This window comes from Bacillus sp. REN10 (genome assembly GCF_016820555.1).
In the GTDB taxonomy this organism is placed as follows: domain Bacteria; phylum Bacillota; class Bacilli; order Bacillales; family Domibacillaceae; genus Bacillus_CE.
Genome location: NZ_JADHDW010000022.1, coordinates 1 through 19517, shown reverse-complemented (window position 1 = coordinate 19517; position 19517 = coordinate 1). Strand labels below are relative to the sequence as shown.

Annotated in this window: 17 protein-coding genes, 9 tRNA genes, 1 rRNA gene and 1 pseudogene; 25 read left to right on the top strand and 3 right to left on the bottom strand. The window is 39.2% G+C overall.

Going from position 1 to position 19517, the window contains the following annotated elements:
* Nucleotides 1–192 precede the first annotated feature (192 nt).
* From rrf to rocF, 11 genes are all read left to right on the top strand, one after another.
* Nucleotides 193–308, top strand: a 5S ribosomal RNA gene (rrf, locus tag IRB43_RS17015).
* Nucleotides 309–314: 6 nt separating this feature from the next.
* Nucleotides 315–389 (top strand) — tRNA-Asn (locus IRB43_RS17010).
* Nucleotides 390–391: 2 nt separating this feature from the next.
* A tRNA-Thr gene (locus IRB43_RS17005) sits at nt 392–464 on the top strand.
* Between the two features lie 18 nt (nt 465–482).
* Nucleotides 483–557: transfer RNA gene (locus IRB43_RS17000), tRNA-Glu, on the top strand.
* Between the two features lie 5 nt (nt 558–562).
* A tRNA-Val gene (locus tag IRB43_RS16995) sits at nt 563–638 on the top strand.
* A gap of 65 nt (nt 639–703) precedes the next feature.
* Nucleotides 704–779, top strand: a tRNA-Val gene (locus IRB43_RS16990).
* 19 nt (nt 780–798) lie between these two features.
* Nucleotides 799–874: transfer RNA gene (locus IRB43_RS16985), tRNA-Thr, on the top strand.
* A gap of 15 nt (nt 875–889) precedes the next feature.
* Nucleotides 890–974, top strand: a tRNA-Tyr gene (locus IRB43_RS16980).
* 69 nt (nt 975–1043) lie between these two features.
* Nucleotides 1044–1118 (top strand) — tRNA-Gln (locus IRB43_RS16975).
* A gap of 3 nt (nt 1119–1121) precedes the next feature.
* Nucleotides 1122–1194, top strand: a tRNA-Lys gene (locus IRB43_RS16970).
* Between the two features lie 165 nt (nt 1195–1359).
* Nucleotides 1360–2259 (top strand): arginase, encoded by a 900-nt coding sequence (gene rocF, locus IRB43_RS16965; RefSeq protein WP_203364658.1) that lies wholly within the window; start codon nt 1360–1362, stop codon nt 2257–2259.
* 40 nt (nt 2260–2299) lie between these two features.
* Here the strand turns inward: rocF and IRB43_RS16960 are convergent, their stop codons facing one another.
* The gene (locus IRB43_RS16960; protein ID WP_203364657.1) at nt 2300–2455 is read right to left on the bottom strand and encodes an aspartyl-phosphate phosphatase Spo0E family protein; all 156 of its coding nucleotides are present in this window, start codon (nt 2453–2455) and stop codon (nt 2300–2302) included.
* A 167-nt stretch (nt 2456–2622) separates the two neighbouring features.
* On the opposite strand from IRB43_RS16960, the gene sigW reads away from it, so the two are divergent.
* The 7 genes from sigW to IRB43_RS16925 all read left to right on the top strand — a co-directional run bounded on the left by sigW (nt 2623) and on the right by IRB43_RS16925 (nt 10412).
* Nucleotides 2623–3186, top strand: a complete 564-nt coding sequence (gene sigW / locus IRB43_RS16955; protein WP_203364656.1) for an RNA polymerase sigma factor SigW — start codon at nt 2623–2625, stop codon at nt 3184–3186.
* A gap of 20 nt (nt 3187–3206) precedes the next feature.
* The gene (locus tag IRB43_RS16950; protein WP_203364655.1) at nt 3207–3815 is read left to right on the top strand and encodes an anti-sigma factor family protein; all 609 of its coding nucleotides are present in this window, start codon (nt 3207–3209) and stop codon (nt 3813–3815) included.
* Between the two features lie 219 nt (nt 3816–4034).
* Nucleotides 4035–4871, top strand: coding sequence for a diadenylate cyclase CdaA (gene cdaA / locus IRB43_RS16945; protein WP_203364654.1), 837 nt, complete (start codon nt 4035–4037; stop codon nt 4869–4871).
* A complete protein-coding gene (locus IRB43_RS16940; RefSeq protein WP_203364653.1) occupies nt 4864–5847 on the top strand; it encodes a CdaR family protein in 984 nt (327 codons plus the stop codon). Before cdaA ends, IRB43_RS16940 begins: the two co-directional genes overlap by 8 nt.
* 37 nt (nt 5848–5884) lie before the next feature.
* Nucleotides 5885–7234, top strand: coding sequence for a phosphoglucosamine mutase (gene glmM, locus IRB43_RS16935; protein ID WP_203364652.1), 1350 nt, complete (start codon nt 5885–5887; stop codon nt 7232–7234).
* A 471-nt stretch (nt 7235–7705) separates the two neighbouring features.
* Nucleotides 7706–9508 carry a glutamine--fructose-6-phosphate transaminase (isomerizing) gene (gene glmS / locus IRB43_RS16930; protein WP_203364651.1) on the top strand — a complete coding sequence of 601 codons (1803 nt, stop codon included), beginning with the start codon at nt 7706–7708 and terminating at the stop codon, nt 9506–9508.
* Nucleotides 9509–9965: 457 nt separating this feature from the next.
* Nucleotides 9966–10412 carry a GNAT family N-acetyltransferase gene (locus tag IRB43_RS16925; protein ID WP_203364650.1) on the top strand — a complete coding sequence of 149 codons (447 nt, stop codon included), beginning with the start codon at nt 9966–9968 and terminating at the stop codon, nt 10410–10412.
* A 334-nt stretch (nt 10413–10746) separates the two neighbouring features.
* On the opposite strand, the gene pdxR is transcribed toward IRB43_RS16925, so the two are convergent.
* Nucleotides 10747–12165: a MocR-like pyridoxine biosynthesis transcription factor PdxR gene (gene pdxR, locus IRB43_RS16920; protein ID WP_203364649.1), complete on the bottom strand. Its 1419-nt coding sequence runs from the start codon at nt 12163–12165 to the stop codon at nt 10747–10749.
* 115 nt (nt 12166–12280) lie between these two features.
* On the opposite strand from pdxR, the gene IRB43_RS16915 reads away from it, so the two are divergent.
* The 3 genes from IRB43_RS16915 to IRB43_RS16905 all read left to right on the top strand — a co-directional run bounded on the left by IRB43_RS16915 (nt 12281) and on the right by IRB43_RS16905 (nt 15435).
* Nucleotides 12281–13240 carry a proline dehydrogenase family protein gene (locus IRB43_RS16915; protein WP_203364648.1) on the top strand — a complete coding sequence of 320 codons (960 nt, stop codon included), beginning with the start codon at nt 12281–12283 and terminating at the stop codon, nt 13238–13240.
* Nucleotides 13241–13704: 464 nt separating this feature from the next.
* Nucleotides 13705–14376, top strand: a complete 672-nt coding sequence (locus IRB43_RS16910) for a CPBP family intramembrane glutamic endopeptidase (RefSeq protein ID WP_203364647.1) — start codon at nt 13705–13707, stop codon at nt 14374–14376.
* Between the two features lie 660 nt (nt 14377–15036).
* Nucleotides 15037–15435 (top strand): RidA family protein, encoded by a 399-nt coding sequence (locus IRB43_RS16905; protein WP_203364646.1) that lies wholly within the window; start codon nt 15037–15039, stop codon nt 15433–15435.
* 148 nt (nt 15436–15583) lie between these two features.
* Here the strand turns inward: IRB43_RS16905 and IRB43_RS16900 are convergent.
* Nucleotides 15584–15910 (bottom strand): annotated as a pseudogene (locus IRB43_RS16900) (DNA glycosylase); the annotation flags it as partial.
* Between the two features lie 651 nt (nt 15911–16561).
* Between IRB43_RS16900 and IRB43_RS16890 the strand changes: the two are divergent.
* The 4 genes from IRB43_RS16890 to IRB43_RS16870 all read left to right on the top strand — a co-directional run.
* The gene (locus IRB43_RS16890; protein WP_238942078.1) at nt 16562–17296 is read left to right on the top strand and encodes an RNA-guided endonuclease TnpB family protein; all 735 of its coding nucleotides are present in this window, start codon (nt 16562–16564) and stop codon (nt 17294–17296) included.
* A 301-nt stretch (nt 17297–17597) separates the two neighbouring features.
* Entirely contained in the window at nt 17598–18131 is a 534-nt protein-coding gene (gene adaB, locus IRB43_RS16880) for a methylated-DNA--[protein]-cysteine S-methyltransferase (protein WP_203364644.1), read from the top strand.
* A gap of 120 nt (nt 18132–18251) precedes the next feature.
* Nucleotides 18252–18434: a YfhD family protein gene (locus tag IRB43_RS16875; RefSeq protein ID WP_203364643.1), complete on the top strand. Its 183-nt coding sequence runs from the start codon at nt 18252–18254 to the stop codon at nt 18432–18434.
* Between the two features lie 270 nt (nt 18435–18704).
* On the top strand, nt 18705–19517 hold an 813-nt coding region (locus IRB43_RS16870; protein ID WP_203364642.1), incomplete at its 3' end, for an RNA-guided endonuclease InsQ/TnpB family protein.

The window sequence follows — 19517 nt, the reverse complement described above, 5'->3', positions numbered from 1 at the left end:
AAAGACGTGAGTCTTGTAAGCGACAGGTTATTTGACTCGAATGTCTAGGAGCCGGAACTAGAATGAACATACCATAATAGGCGATTTGCAAGGTTACAATACTTATTATCCAGTTTTGAAAGAACAAATTTTATAACAAAAAAGTATTGAAAAATACATATGTTTTGTTATAATAAAGTTTGTCTTTAATAGTCTGGTGGCGATAGCGAAGAGGTCACACCCGTTCCCATACCGAACACGGAAGTTAAGCTCTTCAGCGCCGATGGTAGTTGGGGGTTTCCCCCTGTGAGAGTAGGACGTTGCCAGGCAAACATTCCGCAGTAGCTCAGTGGTAGAGCAATCGGCTGTTAACCGATCGGTCGCAAGTTCGAATCTTGCCTGCGGAGCCATTGCTTCCATAGCTCAGCAGGTAGAGCACTTCCATGGTAAGGAAGAGGTCACCGGTTCGAGCCCGGTTGGAAGCTTATTATTTGTAAAGTGTTGGCCCGTTGGTCAAGCGGTTAAGACACCGCCCTTTCACGGCGGTAACACGGGTTCGAATCCCGTACGGGTCACCATGAACGGAGGATTAGCTCAGCTGGGAGAGCACCTGCCTTACAAGCAGGGGGTCGGCGGTTCGATCCCGTCATCCTCCACCATTAATAAAACTTTACTNTTTCACGGCGGTAACACGGGTTCGAATCCCGTACGGGTCACCATGAACGGAGGATTAGCTCAGCTGGGAGAGCACCTGCCTTACAAGCAGGGGGTCGGCGGTTCGATCCCGTCATCCTCCACCATTAATAAAACTTTACTTAAGCCGGTGTAGCTCAATTGGTAGAGCAACTGACTTGTAATCAGTAGGTTGGGGGTTCAAGTCCTCTCGCCGGCACCAGTATTTAAATATTGTGGAGGGGTAGCGAAGTGGCTAAACGCGGCGGACTGTAAATCCGCTCCCTCAGGGTTCGGCGGTTCGAATCCGTCCCCCTCCACCAGTTTATATAATATGAATTAAATGGACATACTTATAGTGAATGTCTTTTTTATTTCTTTATATAAAGTATTGGGCTATAGCCAAGCGGTAAGGCAACGGACTTTGACTCCGTCATGCGCTGGTTCGAATCCAGCTAGCCCAGCCATTCGAGCCATTAGCTCAGTTGGTAGAGCATCTGACTTTTAATCAGAGGGTCGAAGGTTCGAGTCCTTCATGGCTCACTTTCTAATAAAGCTCTGTCATTCTATTGTTTAAACAATAGAATGACAGAGCTTTTTTATTGTCAGATGCGAATAAATATTCAGAAAAATGTCAAGTTGAGTCATATAACTTTTTTTAGTAAAATAGCAACAGCAACAGAGGCAGCACAAAGAGGAGTGGTAAAGATGAATAAAAAGGTATCAATCATTGGGGTTCCTATGGATCTTGGTCAGCTTCGAAGAGGAGTGGACATGGGACCAAGTGCGATTCGTTATGCGGGCGTCTGTGAAAGACTAGAGAGCTTGAAACTTGAAGTTGAGGATTGTGGCGATATTGAAATTAGCAGACACTATTCTGTTGAAGATGAAAATACAAACTTGAAAAATTTGAAAGCGGTTGCAGAAGCAAGTGAACGATTAGCTCAAAAAGTGGATGAAGTGATCCAAGCAGGCAGTTTTCCGCTTGTTCTCGGTGGTGACCACAGTATTGCAATCGGGTCATTGGCAGGTACTTCTAAACATTATAAAAATCTGGGTGTTATTTGGTATGATGCCCATGGGGATTTAAATACAGCGGAGACCTCTCCATCTGGAAATATTCATGGCATGCCTTTAGCTGCCAGCTTAGGGCTTGGCCATAAAGATTTAACGGATTTATACGGCTATGCCCCAAAAGTAAAGCCAGAAAACATTGTGATTATCGGTGCTCGTTCGCTCGATGAAGGAGAGAAGGCGCTGATTAAAGAGCAAGGGATTAAAGTGTATACGATGCACGAAGTAGATCGTCTTGGAATGACGAAAGTAATCGAAGAAACGATTGCTTATTTAAAAGATAGGACAGATGGTGTCCACCTTTCTTTAGATCTGGACGGATTAGACCCTAATGATGCACCAGGGGTAGGCACGCCAGTCATTGGGGGAATTAGCTATCGCGAGAGTCATTTAGCGATGGAATTGCTAGAAGAGAGCGGATTAATTACTTCAGCCGAATTTGTTGAAGTCAATCCAATTCTTGATGAAAAAAATAAAACCGCAGCTGTAGCAGTTGCGTTAATGGGTTCATTATTTGGAGAAAAGCTATTATAATTAAAACCGGAAGTATTGGCTAAGGCGGCCAGGCTTCCGGTTATTTCGTTAGTTCGTATTCATTTAATAATTCATCTAGCTTTGTGCTGATCTCAAGTACTTTTTTATTTGAAAAAGATGTTTCCATAGCTAATATAATCATTTCGTTTCGATAATCTTCAATTTCGGTTAAAATATCCTTATCTAGTAGAACCATCCTTTTTCAGCTCCAGTCATTAAAAGTCTTCTACATGTATTTTACCTGATTTCAAAAAAATGTAAACTTATTTAAGAGAGTTCTGATAAAAAAAATAACCTTTTTTGAAACTTTTTCGAGTACATAATCGTATATAATGGTACCTGCCAGGGCGGAGGTAAAGAGCAATGGAGTTAATTGTACAAAGAAGAATAAAACAAGTGTTAAAAGGCGATCAAAATGCCTTTGGAGAGATTGTAGAAATTTATAAAGATAAGGTATATCAAATCTGTTTTCGAATGCTATGGGATCGCCATGAAGCGGAGGATGCAGCTCAGGAAGCTTTCATTAAAGCTTTCATGAATATTCATTCCTATGACCCTAAGAAAAAATTTGCGACGTGGCTTTACCGAATTGCGACGAATCTGTGTATCGACCGTATTCGCAAGAAAAAGCCAGATTATCATCTAGATGCAGAAATTTCTGGAACAGAAGGACTCAACATGTATTCTCAAATTTCTTCGACAGACAACCTTCCTGAAGAAGAGGTAGAAAATTTGGAGCTGCAAGGAACGATTCAACAAGCTATTTTAAAGCTACCTGAAAAATATCGTTCGGTCATTGTATTAAAGTATATCGAAGAACTGCAGCTTCAGGAAATTGCAGATGTTTTGGATCTGCCTCTAGGAACTGTAAAAACGAGGGTGCATCGAGGACGTGAAACGCTCCGAAAATATTTAAGGCATTTGTAATTGAAGGGATGTGTGCGATAATGACTTCTTGTCCAAAACATATTGTACAATTTATGCATAGATACCTAGATGGGGAGCTTGAGATCGAACAGCAGAGAGAATTAAAGAAACATTTAGACGATTGCCTTGACTGCAAGCAACATTTTATGGATCTTAAGAGAACGATTGCTCTTGTTCAAAGCGCGTCTCATATTAAAGCCCCAGAAGGGTTTACGGAAAGAGTGCTTTTCGCTTTACCGAAGGAAGGAAAATCGGTGGGGGTGAAGCGCTGGTTTCAACAGCATCCATTTTTTACAGCAGCCTCTTTATTTCTCGCGCTAATGACGGGCGGATTTTTCTCTCTATGGCAACAAGAAGCAGATAATTTCGCTTTTACAAAGCATGATCAGTTAAAGGTCGAAAATCATACCGTCATTGTGCCAGAGGGAGAGAAAATTAAAGGAGACCTCGTGGTGGAAAACGGAGACATCCGAATTGAAGGTGAAGTAGAAGGAAATGTGACCGTCATTAATGGCGATAAATATATGGCTTCTGCTGGAAAAGTGACAGGGGAAATTGAAGAGATCGATGAAGTGTTCGGCTGGATTTGGTACAAAATGAAGAAAACAGTAGCTGTAATATTTAATTAGCTTTGTTCGACCATTATGTTGGTGTGGACTCCTTGTCTTTTACCAAGAGAAGGAGTCCAATGTGAACATAGTTATTGAATGAAGGCATCAATTGCCTCCACACAAGCTGCCGTTTTGCTTCTTTTTTCGTTTTAGGATAGATTATGCTATAATAGATTGGCTAAGAGAAACATACAGCCCTTATACGGCTACAGTAATTACATTATTGGAGGATGTAATATGCCGTTTTCAACTTACTTTGATAATTTTTCGGTGTTAGATTCTTTATCTAACATATTAGATATATTGCTTGTATGGTTTGTTGTTTATAAATTGTTAATGATTATAAGAGGTACGAAAGCGGTTCAGCTATTAAAAGGAATTTTCGTGATTGTCATCGTCAGAAGCGTGAGCGGACTTCTCGGGCTTGATACGCTAAGTTGGATTATGCAACAAGCGTTAACGTGGGGATTTCTAGCGGTGATTATCATCTTCCAGCCAGAAGTAAGGAGAGCGCTGGAGCAGCTTGGACGAGGCAGATTGTTTTCCCGAACCATTTCACAAGAGGATGAGGATCAGCTGAAAATGATCGATGCCTTAGTGAAATCCATTGGCTATATGGCCAAGCGCCGGATTGGTGCCCTTATTTCAATTGAAAGGGAGACCGGTATGAATGATTATATTGAAACGGGAATCGCGATGAATTCAACGATTTCCTCCGAGCTCTTAATCAATATCTTTATTCCGAATACACCGCTTCATGATGGAGCTGTTATTATTCAGAAAACCCAAATCGCAGCGGCCGGTTGCTATTTGCCGCTTTCAGAAAATCCTTTCATTTCAAAAGAATTAGGAACGCGTCATCGCGCAGCTTTAGGTGTGAGTGAAGTAACAGATAGTATCACCATCATTGTCTCTGAGGAAACGGGATCCGTCTCCATCGCCAAAAATGGTGATCTGTATCGTGAATTATCCGCTGAAGATTTCAAGCAAATGCTACAACATGAGCTATTAACGGTTGAAAAAAGCGACTTCTCGAACCGCTGGAGCTGGAGGGGGAGAAAGAGCAATGGATAATTTCATAGATAGTCCGTGGTTTATGCGTATCGTTGCTTTCTTATTAGCCGTTTTACTGTATACATCTGTCAACTTTGATGATTTTGAGTTAAAGAAGAAAGTGGACGAGTCTTCCCAAGGAAGCACAGAGATCCTAAACGATGTGCCTGTTCAGGCTTATTATGACAATGAAAATTTATTCGTATCTGGTATACCGAAAGATGTTCAAGTGAAAATTGTTGGTCCGAAAAGCATTGTTCAATCGACAAAGCAAAATAGGGATTTTGAGCTTTTTATTGACTTAACAGACTTGAGCATTGGGAAACATGTTGTACCAATTAAACATAAAAACCTATCAGATAAGCTAGATGTGACGATTCAGCCTGAAAAAGTGAACATCACCATTGAAGAAAAGGTATCTGATTACTTTATCGTGGATCCTGAATTTAATGACAATATGTTAGCGGAAGGATATCAAGTAGAAGATCTGTCTGTTGACCCTCGCCGCGTGAAAATTACGGGTTCTAAAGATGCGGTGAATCAGATTGTCTATGTAAAAGCAACGCTTGACGTAAAGGAAAAAGTCGATAAAGAAACAACAGGCACAGCGAAAATCAGGGTGCTCGATAACGAGCTGAATAAGCTCGATGTGAGAGTCGAACCAGAAACGGTACAAGTTTCAATTGCTGTTAAGAACCCTAGCAAGAAAATCAAGTTAAATGTGTTTCCAAAAGGTACTCCGCCAAAAGGAGTCACGATCACCGCAATCGAACCGGAAACCGATGAACTAACCATTTACGGAAAAGAATCGATTCTTAACGACATGGAAGAACTAATGGTGCCAATTGATGTATCAGATATAACGAAGGATACAACGATTAAAGTACCGATCGAACTAGGCGAGGGTTTAAACTTTGCCTCGCCGCAGTTAGTGAAAGTGAAAGTATCAGTTGAAGGCAGTCCGGAAACGAAACCGGAAGAGAAAGCCAATGAATAAGTTTTCTATTTGATGAAATAAAGGAGAGAATCTATCAATGGGTAAGTATTTTGGGACAGATGGAGTCAGAGGAGTAGCGAATACTGAACTAACTCCAGAGCTAGCGTTTAAGCTAGGAAGATTTGGCGGATATGTACTAACAAAAAACGCAGAACGTCCAAAAGTTTTGGTAGGAAGAGATACTCGTATTTCCGGACATATGCTTGAAGGCGCACTTGTTGCCGGTCTTTTATCCATCGGTGCAGAAGTGATGCGATTAGGCGTGATTTCTACTCCAGGTGTCGCTTATTTAACAAAAGCAATGGACGCTCAAGCAGGAGTCATGATTTCTGCTTCTCATAATCCAGTGGCGGATAATGGCATTAAGTTTTTTGGATCCGACGGCTTTAAGCTTACGGATGAACAAGAAGCAGAAATTGAAGCCTTACTTGATAAAGAAGAAGATACATTGCCACGTCCAGTCGGTGCAGACCTTGGTCAATTAAACGACTATTTTGAAGGCGGTCAAAAATATATTCAATACTTAAAACAAACAGTGGATGAGGACTTCTCCAATATTCACATTGCCCTAGATTGTGCACACGGAGCAACGTTCTCGTTAGCTACGCATTTGTTTGCTGATCTTGAAGCGGACATCTCCACAATGGGAGCATCGCCAAACGGATTAAATATTAACGATGGCGTCGGTTCTACTCATCCAGAAGCATTAGCTACTTTCGTGAAAGAAAAAGGGGCCGATATCGGTTTATCGTTTGACGGCGATGGCGACCGTTTAATTGCGGTTGATGAAAAAGGCAATGTCGTAGATGGCGACCAAATTATGTTCATCTGTGCGAAATATTTGAACAAAGAAGGTCAATTAAAAGACTCTGTCGTTGTATCAACCGTTATGAGCAACCTTGGTTTTTATAAAGGCCTTGAGGAACTAGGCATCAACAGTGTACAAACAGCTGTTGGTGATCGCTATGTAGTAGAAGCGATGAAAAAGCATCAATATAATCTTGGCGGAGAGCAATCTGGCCATATCATCTTCCTTGACTACAATACAACAGGGGACGGATTACTAACAGGTCTTCAACTAGTTAATATTATGAACATGACGAAAAAGCCGTTATCTGAGTTAGCGGCAGAAATGAAGAAGTACCCGCAAATGTTAGTCAATGTTCGTGTATCAGATAAACATAAAGTAACAGAAAATGAAAAAGTAAAAGCGACGATTGAAGCAGTGGAAGCGGAAATGAACGGTAACGGCCGCGTTTTAGTTCGCCCATCTGGAACAGAGCCGCTTGTGCGTGTGATGGTGGAAGCAGTATCAGAAGAACACTGTACCGCATACGTAGAACGAATTGCTGCAGTTGTAAGAGAAGAAATGGGTTTAACCGAGTAAAGTGAAACGTCAATCAATGAGGGTTTCACTGTCCGTTCATGCGGGATAAATGAACGATTAGAATAAGGAAAAAGAGACGCGTTTGCGTCTCTTTTTCATATGCTATCAATAGTATGCGTTTACATGAAGAAGTTCCATAAGAAGTTAGTTGACTAGGGGATTTTGATTAGTGTATGATTATCCTGCTTTGCTTCTATTTTTAAAAAAAAGGGGTGAAGTGACGAATAAAAGTTTTTTTAAAAGCGCCTGAACTAGCGGGAGAGAGCCCAGCTAGTTGACGAGGAGGAGGTTTATCGAACGTTCGGCGGATGCCTCCCGGTTGAAGGTTGTATAATCGTTAGTCCTTTCTTAAAACATAAGGGTAACCTTATGCACAAAGGGAATGGAAAAACAACCAAGAAAAAGAAAGAGGAGAGCGGCAACGAAGCGCTCTGCTTGATTGCTTGCTTTCCTTCAAGGAGGAAACAACTTATGTGCGGAATCGTTGGATATATCGGGTTAAACGATACGAAGGAAATTTTATTAAAAGGTTTAGAAAAGCTTGAGTACCGCGGTTATGACTCAGCGGGAATTGCTGTAAGAAACGAAGACGGAGTTCATATTTTTAAAGAAAAAGGCCGAATTGCCGATCTGCGAAAAATCGTTGATCTAAATGTTGAAGCGACAACAGGGATTGGACATACTCGCTGGGCAACGCACGGAGCGCCAAGCCAGCTAAATGCTCATCCGCATCAAAGCGTATCCGGCCGCTTTACCCTTGTTCATAACGGTGTGATCGAAAACTATGAACAATTGAAAAAGGAGTACCTATTAGACGTTGCCTTGAAAAGTGATACGGATACAGAGGTCATCGTTCAGTTAGTAGAAATTTTTTCAAAAGAAGGCCTAGAAACAGAAGAAGCTTTCCGCAAAACATTAACTCTGTTAAAAGGCTCTTACGCTTTAGCGCTGTTAGACAGTGAAGCGAAAGAAACGATTTTTGTGGCGAAGAATAAAAGTCCGCTTCTTGTCGGCCTTGGAGAAGACTTTAATGTTGTGGCTTCGGATGCAATGGCGATGCTTCAAGTGACAGATCAATTTGTAGAACTCATGGATAAAGAAATGGTCATCGTCACAAAAGAGCAAGTAACGATCAAAAAGCTCGATGGTGAAGTGGTAGAACGCGCGCCTTACACAGCTGAATTAGATGCTAGCGACATCGAAAAAGGCACATATGCTCACTACATGATGAAAGAAATCGATGAGCAGCCACTGGTTATGAGAAAAATCATTCAAGCGTACCAAAACGAACAAGGTGAACTAACAGTCGATGAAGAGATCCTTGCTGCGTTAAACGAAGCAGACCGTGTCTATATCGTGGCTTGCGGAACAAGCTATCATGCCGGTCTTCTCGGTAAACAATATCTGGAAAAATTAGTAAAGATCCCAACAGAGGTACACGTAGCAAGTGAATTTGTTTACAATATGCCATTACTATCTGCCAATCCATTATTCATTTTCATCTCACAAAGCGGAGAAACAGCAGATAGCCGTGCTGTATTAGTCAAAATTAAAGAACTTGGCTACAAAGCATTAACGATCACAAACGTACCTGGATCGACCCTATCCCGTGAAGCAGACTACACGCTATTGCTTCATGCTGGCCCAGAAATTGCTGTTGCCTCCACCAAGGCTTACACAGCTCAAATCGCTGTACTCGCAATCTTAGCGAACGCAGCGGCTCAATCACGTGGCGAAGAGGTATCCTTCAACCTCGTGAAAGAACTGGGCATCACAGCCAACACTATGGAAGTCCTATGCGATGCGAAAGATGAATTCGAACAAATCGCTCGCGACTACTTAGCAACAACACGCAACTGCTTCTTCATCGGCCGTTCCATCGACTTTTTCGTTGGCCTTGAAGGTGCACTAAAACTAAAAGAAATCTCTTATATCCAAGCAGAAGGATTTGCTGGCGGAGAACTGAAACACGGCACCATTGCCCTCATCGAAGACGGCACACCAGTCATCGCTTTAGCAACACAAGAAAGCGTCAACTTAAGCATTCGCGGAAACGTCAAAGAAGTAGCCGCACGCGGTGCCAACCCATGCATCATCTCCATGAAGGGCCTAGAAGCAGAAGACGACCGCTTCGTCATCCCATCTGTGCATGAACTGCTTACACCGCTCGTTTCGATCATTCCGTTGCAGTTAATTGCTTACTACGCTGCATTGCATCGCGACTGTGATGTCGACAAGCCACGGAATTTGGCGAAGAGTGTTACGGTGGAGTAAAAGAGAGATTTGATAAAAACAATTGTGTGGATTTGAAATAAAGTCGCGATTTTTATAAAAAAGATGCGATGTTTTGAATAAAGTCGCGACGTTTTTAAAAAAGTTGCGAAGCTTTGCCCCTTTGGATATTATTGTCTAAAGGGGTGTTTTTATGTCAAAGCGAAGAAGAACATCTGGAATTGAAAGATCGATTAAGGAACTGTTGAGTGACAATTAATTGAATAACACTTACTAAATTAACAGTAAGGTTTGGTAAGAATAATCTAGTGTTCAATAAAATATAGAGGAAATATTGTAATTATATTGAATATAATAATTTGTTTTTACTTGTACTTTTAAGGAGGCGTTGTCGATGAGAAATTATTTATACTTGATTGGGCCAAAAAACAAGGGGATAACGTTTCAATAGCCCATAAACTACGTGGTTCCCCTTCAATATTAAAGGGAGAGTACTAGATTGAAGAAAATTTATTTAAAGCCTATTGACAAAAGTAATTGGGAAGAAGCAATTAGATTATCTGTTAAAGAAGAACAACAAACATTTATTGCATCCAACCTTTATTCTATCGCAGAAGTTCAATTTCTAGATAATTTCTATGCAAAAGGTATTTACCTTGATAATAAAATGATAGGATTTACTATGTTTGGGATAGACCCTGATGATAATAATTATTGGATTTATAGACTTATGATTGATGAAGAATTTCAAGGAAAAGGTATAGGTAAACAAGCTATATATCTGGTTATTGAAGAGATAAGACGAAATAATAATGCAAACATTTCTTTAATAATGATCGGATATGATCCTGAAAACCTTACAGCAAAATTTGTATATAAAAAGGCAGGATTTATTGAGACTGAATTATCATCTTGGGGTGAACAATTAGCTAAGTATTCCTTGTAAGCACTTGAATTTACCATGATCGTTTATCAAGGTTATTAGTATCAATTTGATTAAACTTTATTTAAAAGCAACACTGTGTTATCCAAATAAAAAGATGTGCGGTTTGAAATAAAGCCATACCGGTTGTAAAATAATTGCACCGTTTTACCTCTTTAGACAACTATAGTCTAAAGAGGTGTTTTATTGAAAAGAGTAACCCCGAAATATAAAAAATAGCGCACTTTTACGGTACGCACGACGAATAGTCAGCTAGCGGAATTTCTTTTCGGCTAGCTGGCTATTTTGCGCATATGGCCTGGATGTTTTCAGACCAAGGTAGTTAATAGATGTTTAGTTACAAGTACTTTTGGTTCCCGTTATTTATTGCCTTATGCAGTCTGGCTATACCTTTTTCTATTTCTGTTTTGTTTAGATGTCCATATCCCAAAATAATTTGATTTGAATGATTATCTTTTTCAATAGTATGGTCTTCTACTGGATAAATTTTAACCCCAAATTGTTCAATTTCTTTAAGTAAGTCCTTTGAGAAGTACAGCCCTTTAAGTTCAGCAACGAGGTGTAGGCCTGTTGAATCACCAAAAACATTTACCTTATTAGAAAATGTTGATTTTAAATAATTGATTAGGTAATCTCTTCGGTTTTTATAAATCTTTTTCATCTTCGCAATATGCCGTTCCAAATGACCGTCTTGAATAAAACGTGTGAGGATAAGTTGATCCAAAGAAGGTGTATGTAAATCAGAAAACCATTTTAGTTTCCGGCATTTCTCAATTAACTGTGAAGGAAGAATTAAATAGCCCATTCTAAGAGCTGGCGATAATATTTTGCTAAACGAACCAATATATATCACACGTTCAGGCTCCAATCCCTGTAATGAACTGATAGGTAATCCTTCATACCGAAACTCACTGTCATAATCATCCTCAACTAGATAACAATTTGTTTTTCTTGAGTAGTTTATTAGTTGAATTCGCCTTTGAATCGGTAGTGTTCCCCCTAAAGGAAATTGATGAGAAGGGGGCACATAGATGAATTTAGGTTTTTTATCTAACGGCAAAAAGGATGTTTTCATCCCGTCTTTATCAACAGATATAGGATATATACACGCTCCTGCCGATTTAAAGATCATTTGAATATCAATAGTAATGGGATCTTCCATAATAACTGTATCATTAGAAGATATAAGTAATCGAGAAACAAGAGTCATAGCCTGTGTTGCACCAGAAGTAACCACAATTTGATTAGGGTGGCAAACAACTCCCCTAGTTTTCAGTAAATACCGCGATATAGCTGACCTTAACTCTAGACGCCCTTCAGGGAAATCATATCCAAATACAGAAGATTGTGTATCATTCCAAGTGGCAGAAGATAACTGAGCCCATGTTTTTCTTGGAAATAAATCTAATGCAGGTATCCCGGAACGGAAATCAATGATGTTCTCATCTTTTTTATTATCTTCATTCCCATGAAAAGATTGTTCAAAGGAAGTTTTTTTATATTTCTCCAGAAAAGTACCGGTAGCAACATACGTCCCCGACCCCCTTTTTGCCACTAAGAAACCTTCAGCTAATAACTGATCATACGCTTCTAAAATCACATTCCGAGATAATTTTAATTCAGAAGACATTTCACGAGTCGATGGAAGTTTTTCATTTATTTCTAGTTGTCCGTTTAAGATTCGTTCGCGTATTTGCTGATAAACCTGCCGGGTTAATGGTATATCCAGCGACCGGTCAATCGGAATCCAAAGCATAGTTGAGATCTCCTTTGTTTAAAGTGGTACTATCAAAAAATACAATAAGTGGCACTAATATAAACTATTTTAACATGATAAAGTTGATTTAAATAGGAAGAGAGGAAGGATAATAATGAATAACCATGAAATTCAAGTCGCTCAAGCACTCAAATCAATTGCACGAAATCAACAGATTAAATCTTTTGTTCAACAATCTAATGAACTCTATCCATTATTATTAAAGGCTGCGAAACGGTTTGTTGCAGGAGAAAAGAAACAAGAAGGGATTGAAGTAGCCAATGATTTGATTTCAAAAGGGTATTGTATTTCACTTGAATACATGGGGGAAAATATAACCAATTTAGAGGAATGCATAAAAGCAAAAGATGAATTTTTAAGTCTAATAGAGGAAATGAGTTCTATGTCAAGGAATCAAACAGTTTCGCTTGATCTTTCACATATTGGATTATCTGTAAGTCCAGACATAGCTTATAGTCATTTACTAGAAATAGCTAAGAAAGCAAAGCAGTTTGGAATAACGGTAATGATTAGTATGGAAGAATCTTTAAAAACGGATGCAATTCTTGATATTTATAAAAAGGTCACTAGGCAATACTCAAATGTAGGGATAACGCTTCAAGCACACTTATATCGGTCTAGCGATGATTTTAAGGAACTTATTGATTATCCAGGTAAAATACGAATCGTTAAAGGTGCTTATCAAGAATCTAATGAGATTGCCATGTCAAGGTCAAAGGAATTAAATGACCGTTATCTTGAATTTGTAGACCAATTAATAAAGGCAAATCATCCGGTATCGATTGCTACAAATGATGAAATTCTTATTCAAGAAATACAAAAACGTCAGTATCTGAATCATCCCAATACAGAAATAGAAATGCTTTACGGAGTACGGCCAGATTTATTAAAAGACCTAAAAGCTAAGGGATATAACTGTAGAGCTTACTTAACCTATGGACAAGAATGGTATTTATATTTATGTCATCGAATTGCTGAATATCCAGAAAATCTGTCTCATGCAGTCTTAGACATGATTCGTCCATCTTTATTAGAGAGAAATAGATTATATTGAACAGTGATACAGAAAAACCATCAGAAGGCTATTAATACCATTGGTTTTTCTAGACATTTACTAAATTGAAAAATTTGAAGGATACGCAGTGGTGTAACAATTATTAAATTCAAATACTAGTTCCAAGAAGAGAGCAATTATTCAACAACATAGCTAGAAAATAATCAATCTTTTTTATAAAAGGCAATCTTGATATTACAATATCAGAATCCATTTTGAGTAATCTTTTTTCAAAATGGATTCTTTTTGTTTATCGTAAAATGCGGATTTGCGAGGTATTTTTTATCAAACTTTATTCCACTTCAACACGCATCTGTGTTCGAATAATAAAGTTGTTTAAAAAATAATAAAGTTGTTTAATTCTTATTGAACTAACGGTGCAGGATAGTTGAATAAAAATATATGATATACTTAATTTGGTAAATATTTAAAAATGAAAAAGCGTTGGATTTTAGGAGGTATAAATGGAATCGAAATTAAGTGTTGAAAACAAAGTGAAAAATAATGATGTAAAAACAATGACAGGGTTTCTACTCATTTTTTATCTTGCATGGACAATTAAAGAATTATGGTTAATCGAATACATTTATTCGTTTGGTGAAATAATCTCACCATTATTAGAGGCGTTGGTTAAAGGTCTCGTTTGGATTGTTCCAACTTGGTTATACATAAAATATTATTTATATACTAATCCATTTGACTACTTAAAAATGAACGTTAATGTTAAGAAAGGTTTATTTTGGGGAATATTTTTTTCACTGTTAGTGGGCATATATTTTGCGATTGAAACTTATATCATTAAGCAGCAATCATTTCAATTTTCATTATCTATTGATGATTACTTAAATGTCTTTCTAATGGCTGGGATTGCTGAAGAAATTGTCTTTAGAGGATTTATTTTACAAGAGATAAATAGAAAAATGGCCTTTTGGAAAGCAAATGTTATTACCGCTTTATTATTTTTAGTAATACACTATCCAGTTTGGATTTACAATGACATATTCTTTCATTTTGGGACGCATGCATATATTTTTATTTTAGGCTTACTTCTAGGGTTCGTGTACAAAAAGACCGGTTCATTATGGTCGGTTATTATATTGCACGCACTTCATAACTTTTTCGTTACCATTATTTAACGGGGTGTTTTACTTGAAGAACATTGAGTTGCCTAGGCAGCTCTTTTTTTATTGAACTAACGGGGGCTTTAGTTGAACTAAGAATTAAACAACTTTAAAGAGCCTTACTACAATATGATTTGTAGCGAGGCTCTTATATTTTTAGATCAGAATTAAATAACTTTATTATCACTTTACAGCATCGTTTTGAAAAAAGTTTAACCGTTTATAAAAAAAGATGAACCGGAATTTCCTATTTCTATAAAGAAGGGATTTCGGTTCTTTTTTTGGATTAAGAACCTATTAAGTGATAATAAAGTTATTTCATTAAAGGGCCAGATTGTTGAAGTGTAGACTTGGAATAAAGTTTGATACAATTATGCTGATAATCTGTTTTTTAAATTCAACAATCTTGGTCATTTTGCGGAATAAGTCTTAGATTAGTATTTAAGTTGCATAAAGAACCTATTTCCTATAAAATAGTAATTATCAAAAATCTTGTCATTTTAAGAGAGAGAGGAGTGTTCACCCATGAAGAAAAAATCACTTAAGTTTTTATCTTGCGGATATGGATACTCCACTGCTGTTTTTTTCTAGAAATCTTTTCAAGGGTGAAGTGTGTCCAAATTTGGCTTTCTAGGCAAAACTGCAGAAAAATCTTTTAAATGGCGAGGTAAATAAATGGAAAACGAAAAAATCACAAGAAAAAACCCAACAAGTATGCCTGCACCAGTTGGCGATTACACACATATTACAAAAATTCCAAGGAATGCAGAGTTATATGTGACATCAGGTCAAATCGGTGTAGATCGAAATGGACAATTTCCACAAACTATGAATGAACAAGTGAGTAATACGTTTATCAATATAAAAACAGTGATAGATTCTGAGGATTTAAGCGCTGAAAACATTATTAAAGTGAACATATGGGCTACTGAGCAAATTGATTGGGACTTTTTTGATTCAGAGTGGGAACAATTATTTGGTAATGATTATCCGGCAATGACGATTGCATATATTGCTGAGTTAGGTTTACCTGAGATAAAAATTGAAATAGAAATTTGGGCGGCTAAAGTATAAAGTTCAAACACACTTCATCAAAACCATGGAGCATCTTAAACCAGATGATTCCATGGTTTTTAATATGAGCATATTTCAAGAAATCAGGCTCGATTGTGGCAGAGGGTAGAAAATGATCAAACTTTTTTCAAAATGGATTCTTTTTATTTGCCATTTTATAAAATGGCGTTAAATCGTTATCAAGATCAAACCATTCACGAATATATTTTACAATCTCTTCCCGTTGCCATTTTTCAATAGGTCTAGAATCATTTAGGAATTGAACAACCTGAACAACCACTTGTTTATTATTGATTACGCTTATCTGCACTAAGGACTGAATTCCCCTAATGGCTATAACTCTTGTAATGATACCGTTCTCGATTTCATACATCCATTCATTTTTTCCCCTTGCTAGATAGCCTAGATTAGCATTCATGTCAAATTCTTTAGGTAATGTAATAATAATATCATCATTGGCTTCATGCCCAGTCACTTTTTCATTCCCCTCATCTTAATACGATCTCCTATAATATTTACAAAATAATTAGAAGGAAAACTCACATTGATTGAACGTTTGCTTTATCACATAATAATCTTGATTAATTTCGTTATCTTGCTATTACATTCCAAATACCTTATTTTTCCTATTTATAAGGTTATAGTTTAGTTATCAAGAATCCTAAATAGGAGTGGATAAAAATGGGCCAAGATATAAAAACGCGTGTGGAAAACTTAAATTGGGATTCAATTCAAAATGAATTAGATGAGAATGGATTTGCAAAGCTTCCAGCGATTTTAACATAATCCGAGAGAAGTCCTCTTCCTCAGGGAGCATGCAGGGCGTAGCCCAGCGAGTAGGGAGGGCATGACTCTCGGTTCGGCACAGCCGAAAAGCGTTGGATGGAGGACCTTCCGAACTTTGTCGAAAGAAAAAAAGGTGATATGTTCCATTCGCTCTTGATAGGAACATACATTCGTTTTATAATGATGACAAAGGTGGGGATGGGATGTATCGCAAATTAAAAACAAGCTTTACAGCGCCACGGTCCACGCTTCAACAATTGTTTCATCTACGCCGGATCTGCGGAACGATTTGGAATGACTGCGTGCAGCTAGCTCGGTATTATTACCGAATTCATGGCCAATGGATCAACAAAAGCGACCTTCAAGCGGAACTCAAAGGCTTGTATCCGCTTCACAGTCAGACGATCATACAGCCGCGATCGATCCAGGAGAAATTCATACAATTGCCGCTGTTAGTACTCATGGACAAGCACTAGTGATTTCGGGCAGAAAGATGCGCAGTGTTCACCGGTTGCGAAACAAAAAAGTGAGAGAACTGCAAATCCTCATGAGCCGGTGTCAAAAAGGGTCGAGGAAATGGCGCCAATACAATCGGGCAAAAAAGTACATTCTTTCTAAAAGCGAACGACAGCTAGGAGATCTCCTTCATAAGACCACACGTGCGTTTGTGAACTGGTGCGTGGAACAACAAGTCGGGCATGTCGCTCTTGGCGATGTGGAAGGCGTCCAGCGACACACAAGCAAACGAAACAAGCGAAGAAAACGCCTCCGCTCCAAACAAGTGAACCAAAAACTCAGCAATTGGAGTGTTGGAAAGCTGACCAAACAACTAGCCTATAAATTAGAAGCGGTTGGTGTTTCCTTATCAAAAGAAAACGAAGCCTATACAACACAAGCATGCTCTGCTTGTGGAAAACGAAACAAAGTCCGTTCACGAAACTACCGATGTTCCTGCGGTTATGAACGGCATCGAGACATCCACGGTGCAGGGAGTATTTTGTCCCAGTATGTGCATGGGAAGTTTCGCGAAGTGATGTTGATGAACATCACGTATCTACGTCCTGTACAGGCGTAGTAGATGGGCAGAACCGCCCCAGGGGGAGTTCGATTCTCCCTCTGTTGCTTACGGTGGCAGCAAGCGGTCGAGAGATATCTTGCGTCAAGACCACTGCTTCTGTAGGGGAGCGTCAGTCCCCAAGGCAGAGGAGGGTGTTGTGTACACCTATGGACATCGTCCAGCTTCTAATGTCTTGGGGATCGACAAGAAACCCCCACCTCTAGTGAAGTGCGAAGCGATAGGCGGGGGAGGTTCATAAAGAAAACCGGACAGACACCACCACAATTTCGTCAAATAAGTAAAAGGGAGGAAAAGTACAATGGAAACAAAGAATAAACCAACCCTTTATTGGTCTTTACTAAAGTTTAAGGAATGGAATTTTTATATTGCTTCAACTTCAAAGGGGCTTGTGTTTGTAGGTTCACAGAACAAACCATTCGAGGAATTATTCGAATGGGCTAAGAAACGCTTTCCGGGAAGTCCTCTTGTTGAAGATGATGAAAAGCTGGAACCCTATGTCGTTGAAATTACTCAGTATTTAGAAGGAAAGCGAAAAACCTTTACTGTTCCATTTGAGTACGTAGGTACGCAATTTCAGCTCGCCGTCTGGAACGCACTTTGTGAGATTCCATACGGACAGACGAAGTCCTATTCCGACATTGCAAATGATATAAATAAACCAGCAGCTGTTCGTGCTGTAGGGGCAGCCATCGGAGCTAATCCAGTATTAATCACCGTACCATGTCATCGTGTAGTAGGAAAGAATGGCTCATTAACTGGCTATCGGGGCGGATTAGAAATGAAGACACTGCTCCTCGATCTAGAAAAGCAAGCTTCATCTAGCAATGAGTAATTATTGCCGTACAATGAAAGGAACAAATATTCCGAATACAACTTAAGCAAAAAATGAATGACATGAATTAAAATTACACATTCTAAATGCGTACTACATTTCAATTGGAGGTTTTTAAAAATGTTACAAAATGTAAATAATGAGGATAATGATCAAGTTACGAATACAGCTGGAGCTTTTCAATCAGATGGTCGAGATGTTGAATTCTCACAAGAGCTTGCTGATCGAGATGATCTAGTTGCTCAAGAACGTTCCAAAGCGGCAGATCAAAGAGCAAAAGCGCGAAGAAATAAGAATCAGTAATATCCCTCTCGCTAAAGCACAGTATGCTGGAATAACCGCATACTGTGTTTTTTAATATTTAACATAATCCGAGAGAAGCCCTCTTCCTCAAGGAGCGTGAAGGGCACAGCCCAGCGAGTAGGGAGGGGATGAATCGCGGTTCGGCACAGCCGAAAAGTGTTGGGTAGAGGACCTTCCGAACTTTGTCGAAAGAAAAAAGGATGACATTTTCCATTTGCTCTTGATGGGAACATACATTCGTTTTATAATGATGACAAAGGAGGGGATCGGATGTATCGCACGTTGAAAACAAGCTTTACCGCGTCACCGTCTACGCTTCAACAGTTATTTCACCTACGCCGGATCTGCGGAACGATTTGGAATGACTGCGTACAGCTGGCTCGGTATTACTACCGAATTCATGGCCAATGGATCAACAAAAGCGACCTTCAATTGGAACTCAAAGGCTTGTATCCGCTTCACAGTCAGACGATCCAAGCGGTGTGCCACAAGTTTTTGCGTGCCCGAGAAGGGGTGCGCCAAGCGAGGAAAACGAATAAATCTATCCGGTATCCATACAAAGAAAAATTCGTGTTCCATCCTAAATGGGTCGACAAAGCCTTCGTGTTAGAAGGACGGAAACTGATCCTTAGCTTAGGAAGATGGCAAGGGAAACAGCAGGCACCGCTCGTGTTGAAGCTTTCGTCAGTCCCAAATGGCTTAGTCAAAGAAGTAGAACTCGTCTATGACGGCCGATGGCATGCCTGTTTGTCGTATGAAGACGGCATTACCCCTGTACTGATTCAAGATGGTCAGACAGCCGCGATTGATCCAGGGGAAATTCATACCATTGCCGCTGTTAGTACTCATGGACAAGCGCTAGTGATTTCGGGAAGGAAGATGCGCAGTGTTCACCGGTTGCGAAACAAAAAAATGAGAGAACTGCAAATGCTCATGAGTCGGTGTCAAAAAGGGTCGAGGAAGTGGCGCCAATACAATCGGGCAAAAAAGTACATTCTCTCTAAAAGTGAACGGCAGTTAGGCGATCTCTTGCACAAGACGACCCGTGCTTTTGTGAACTGGTGCGTGGAACAAAAAGTCGGG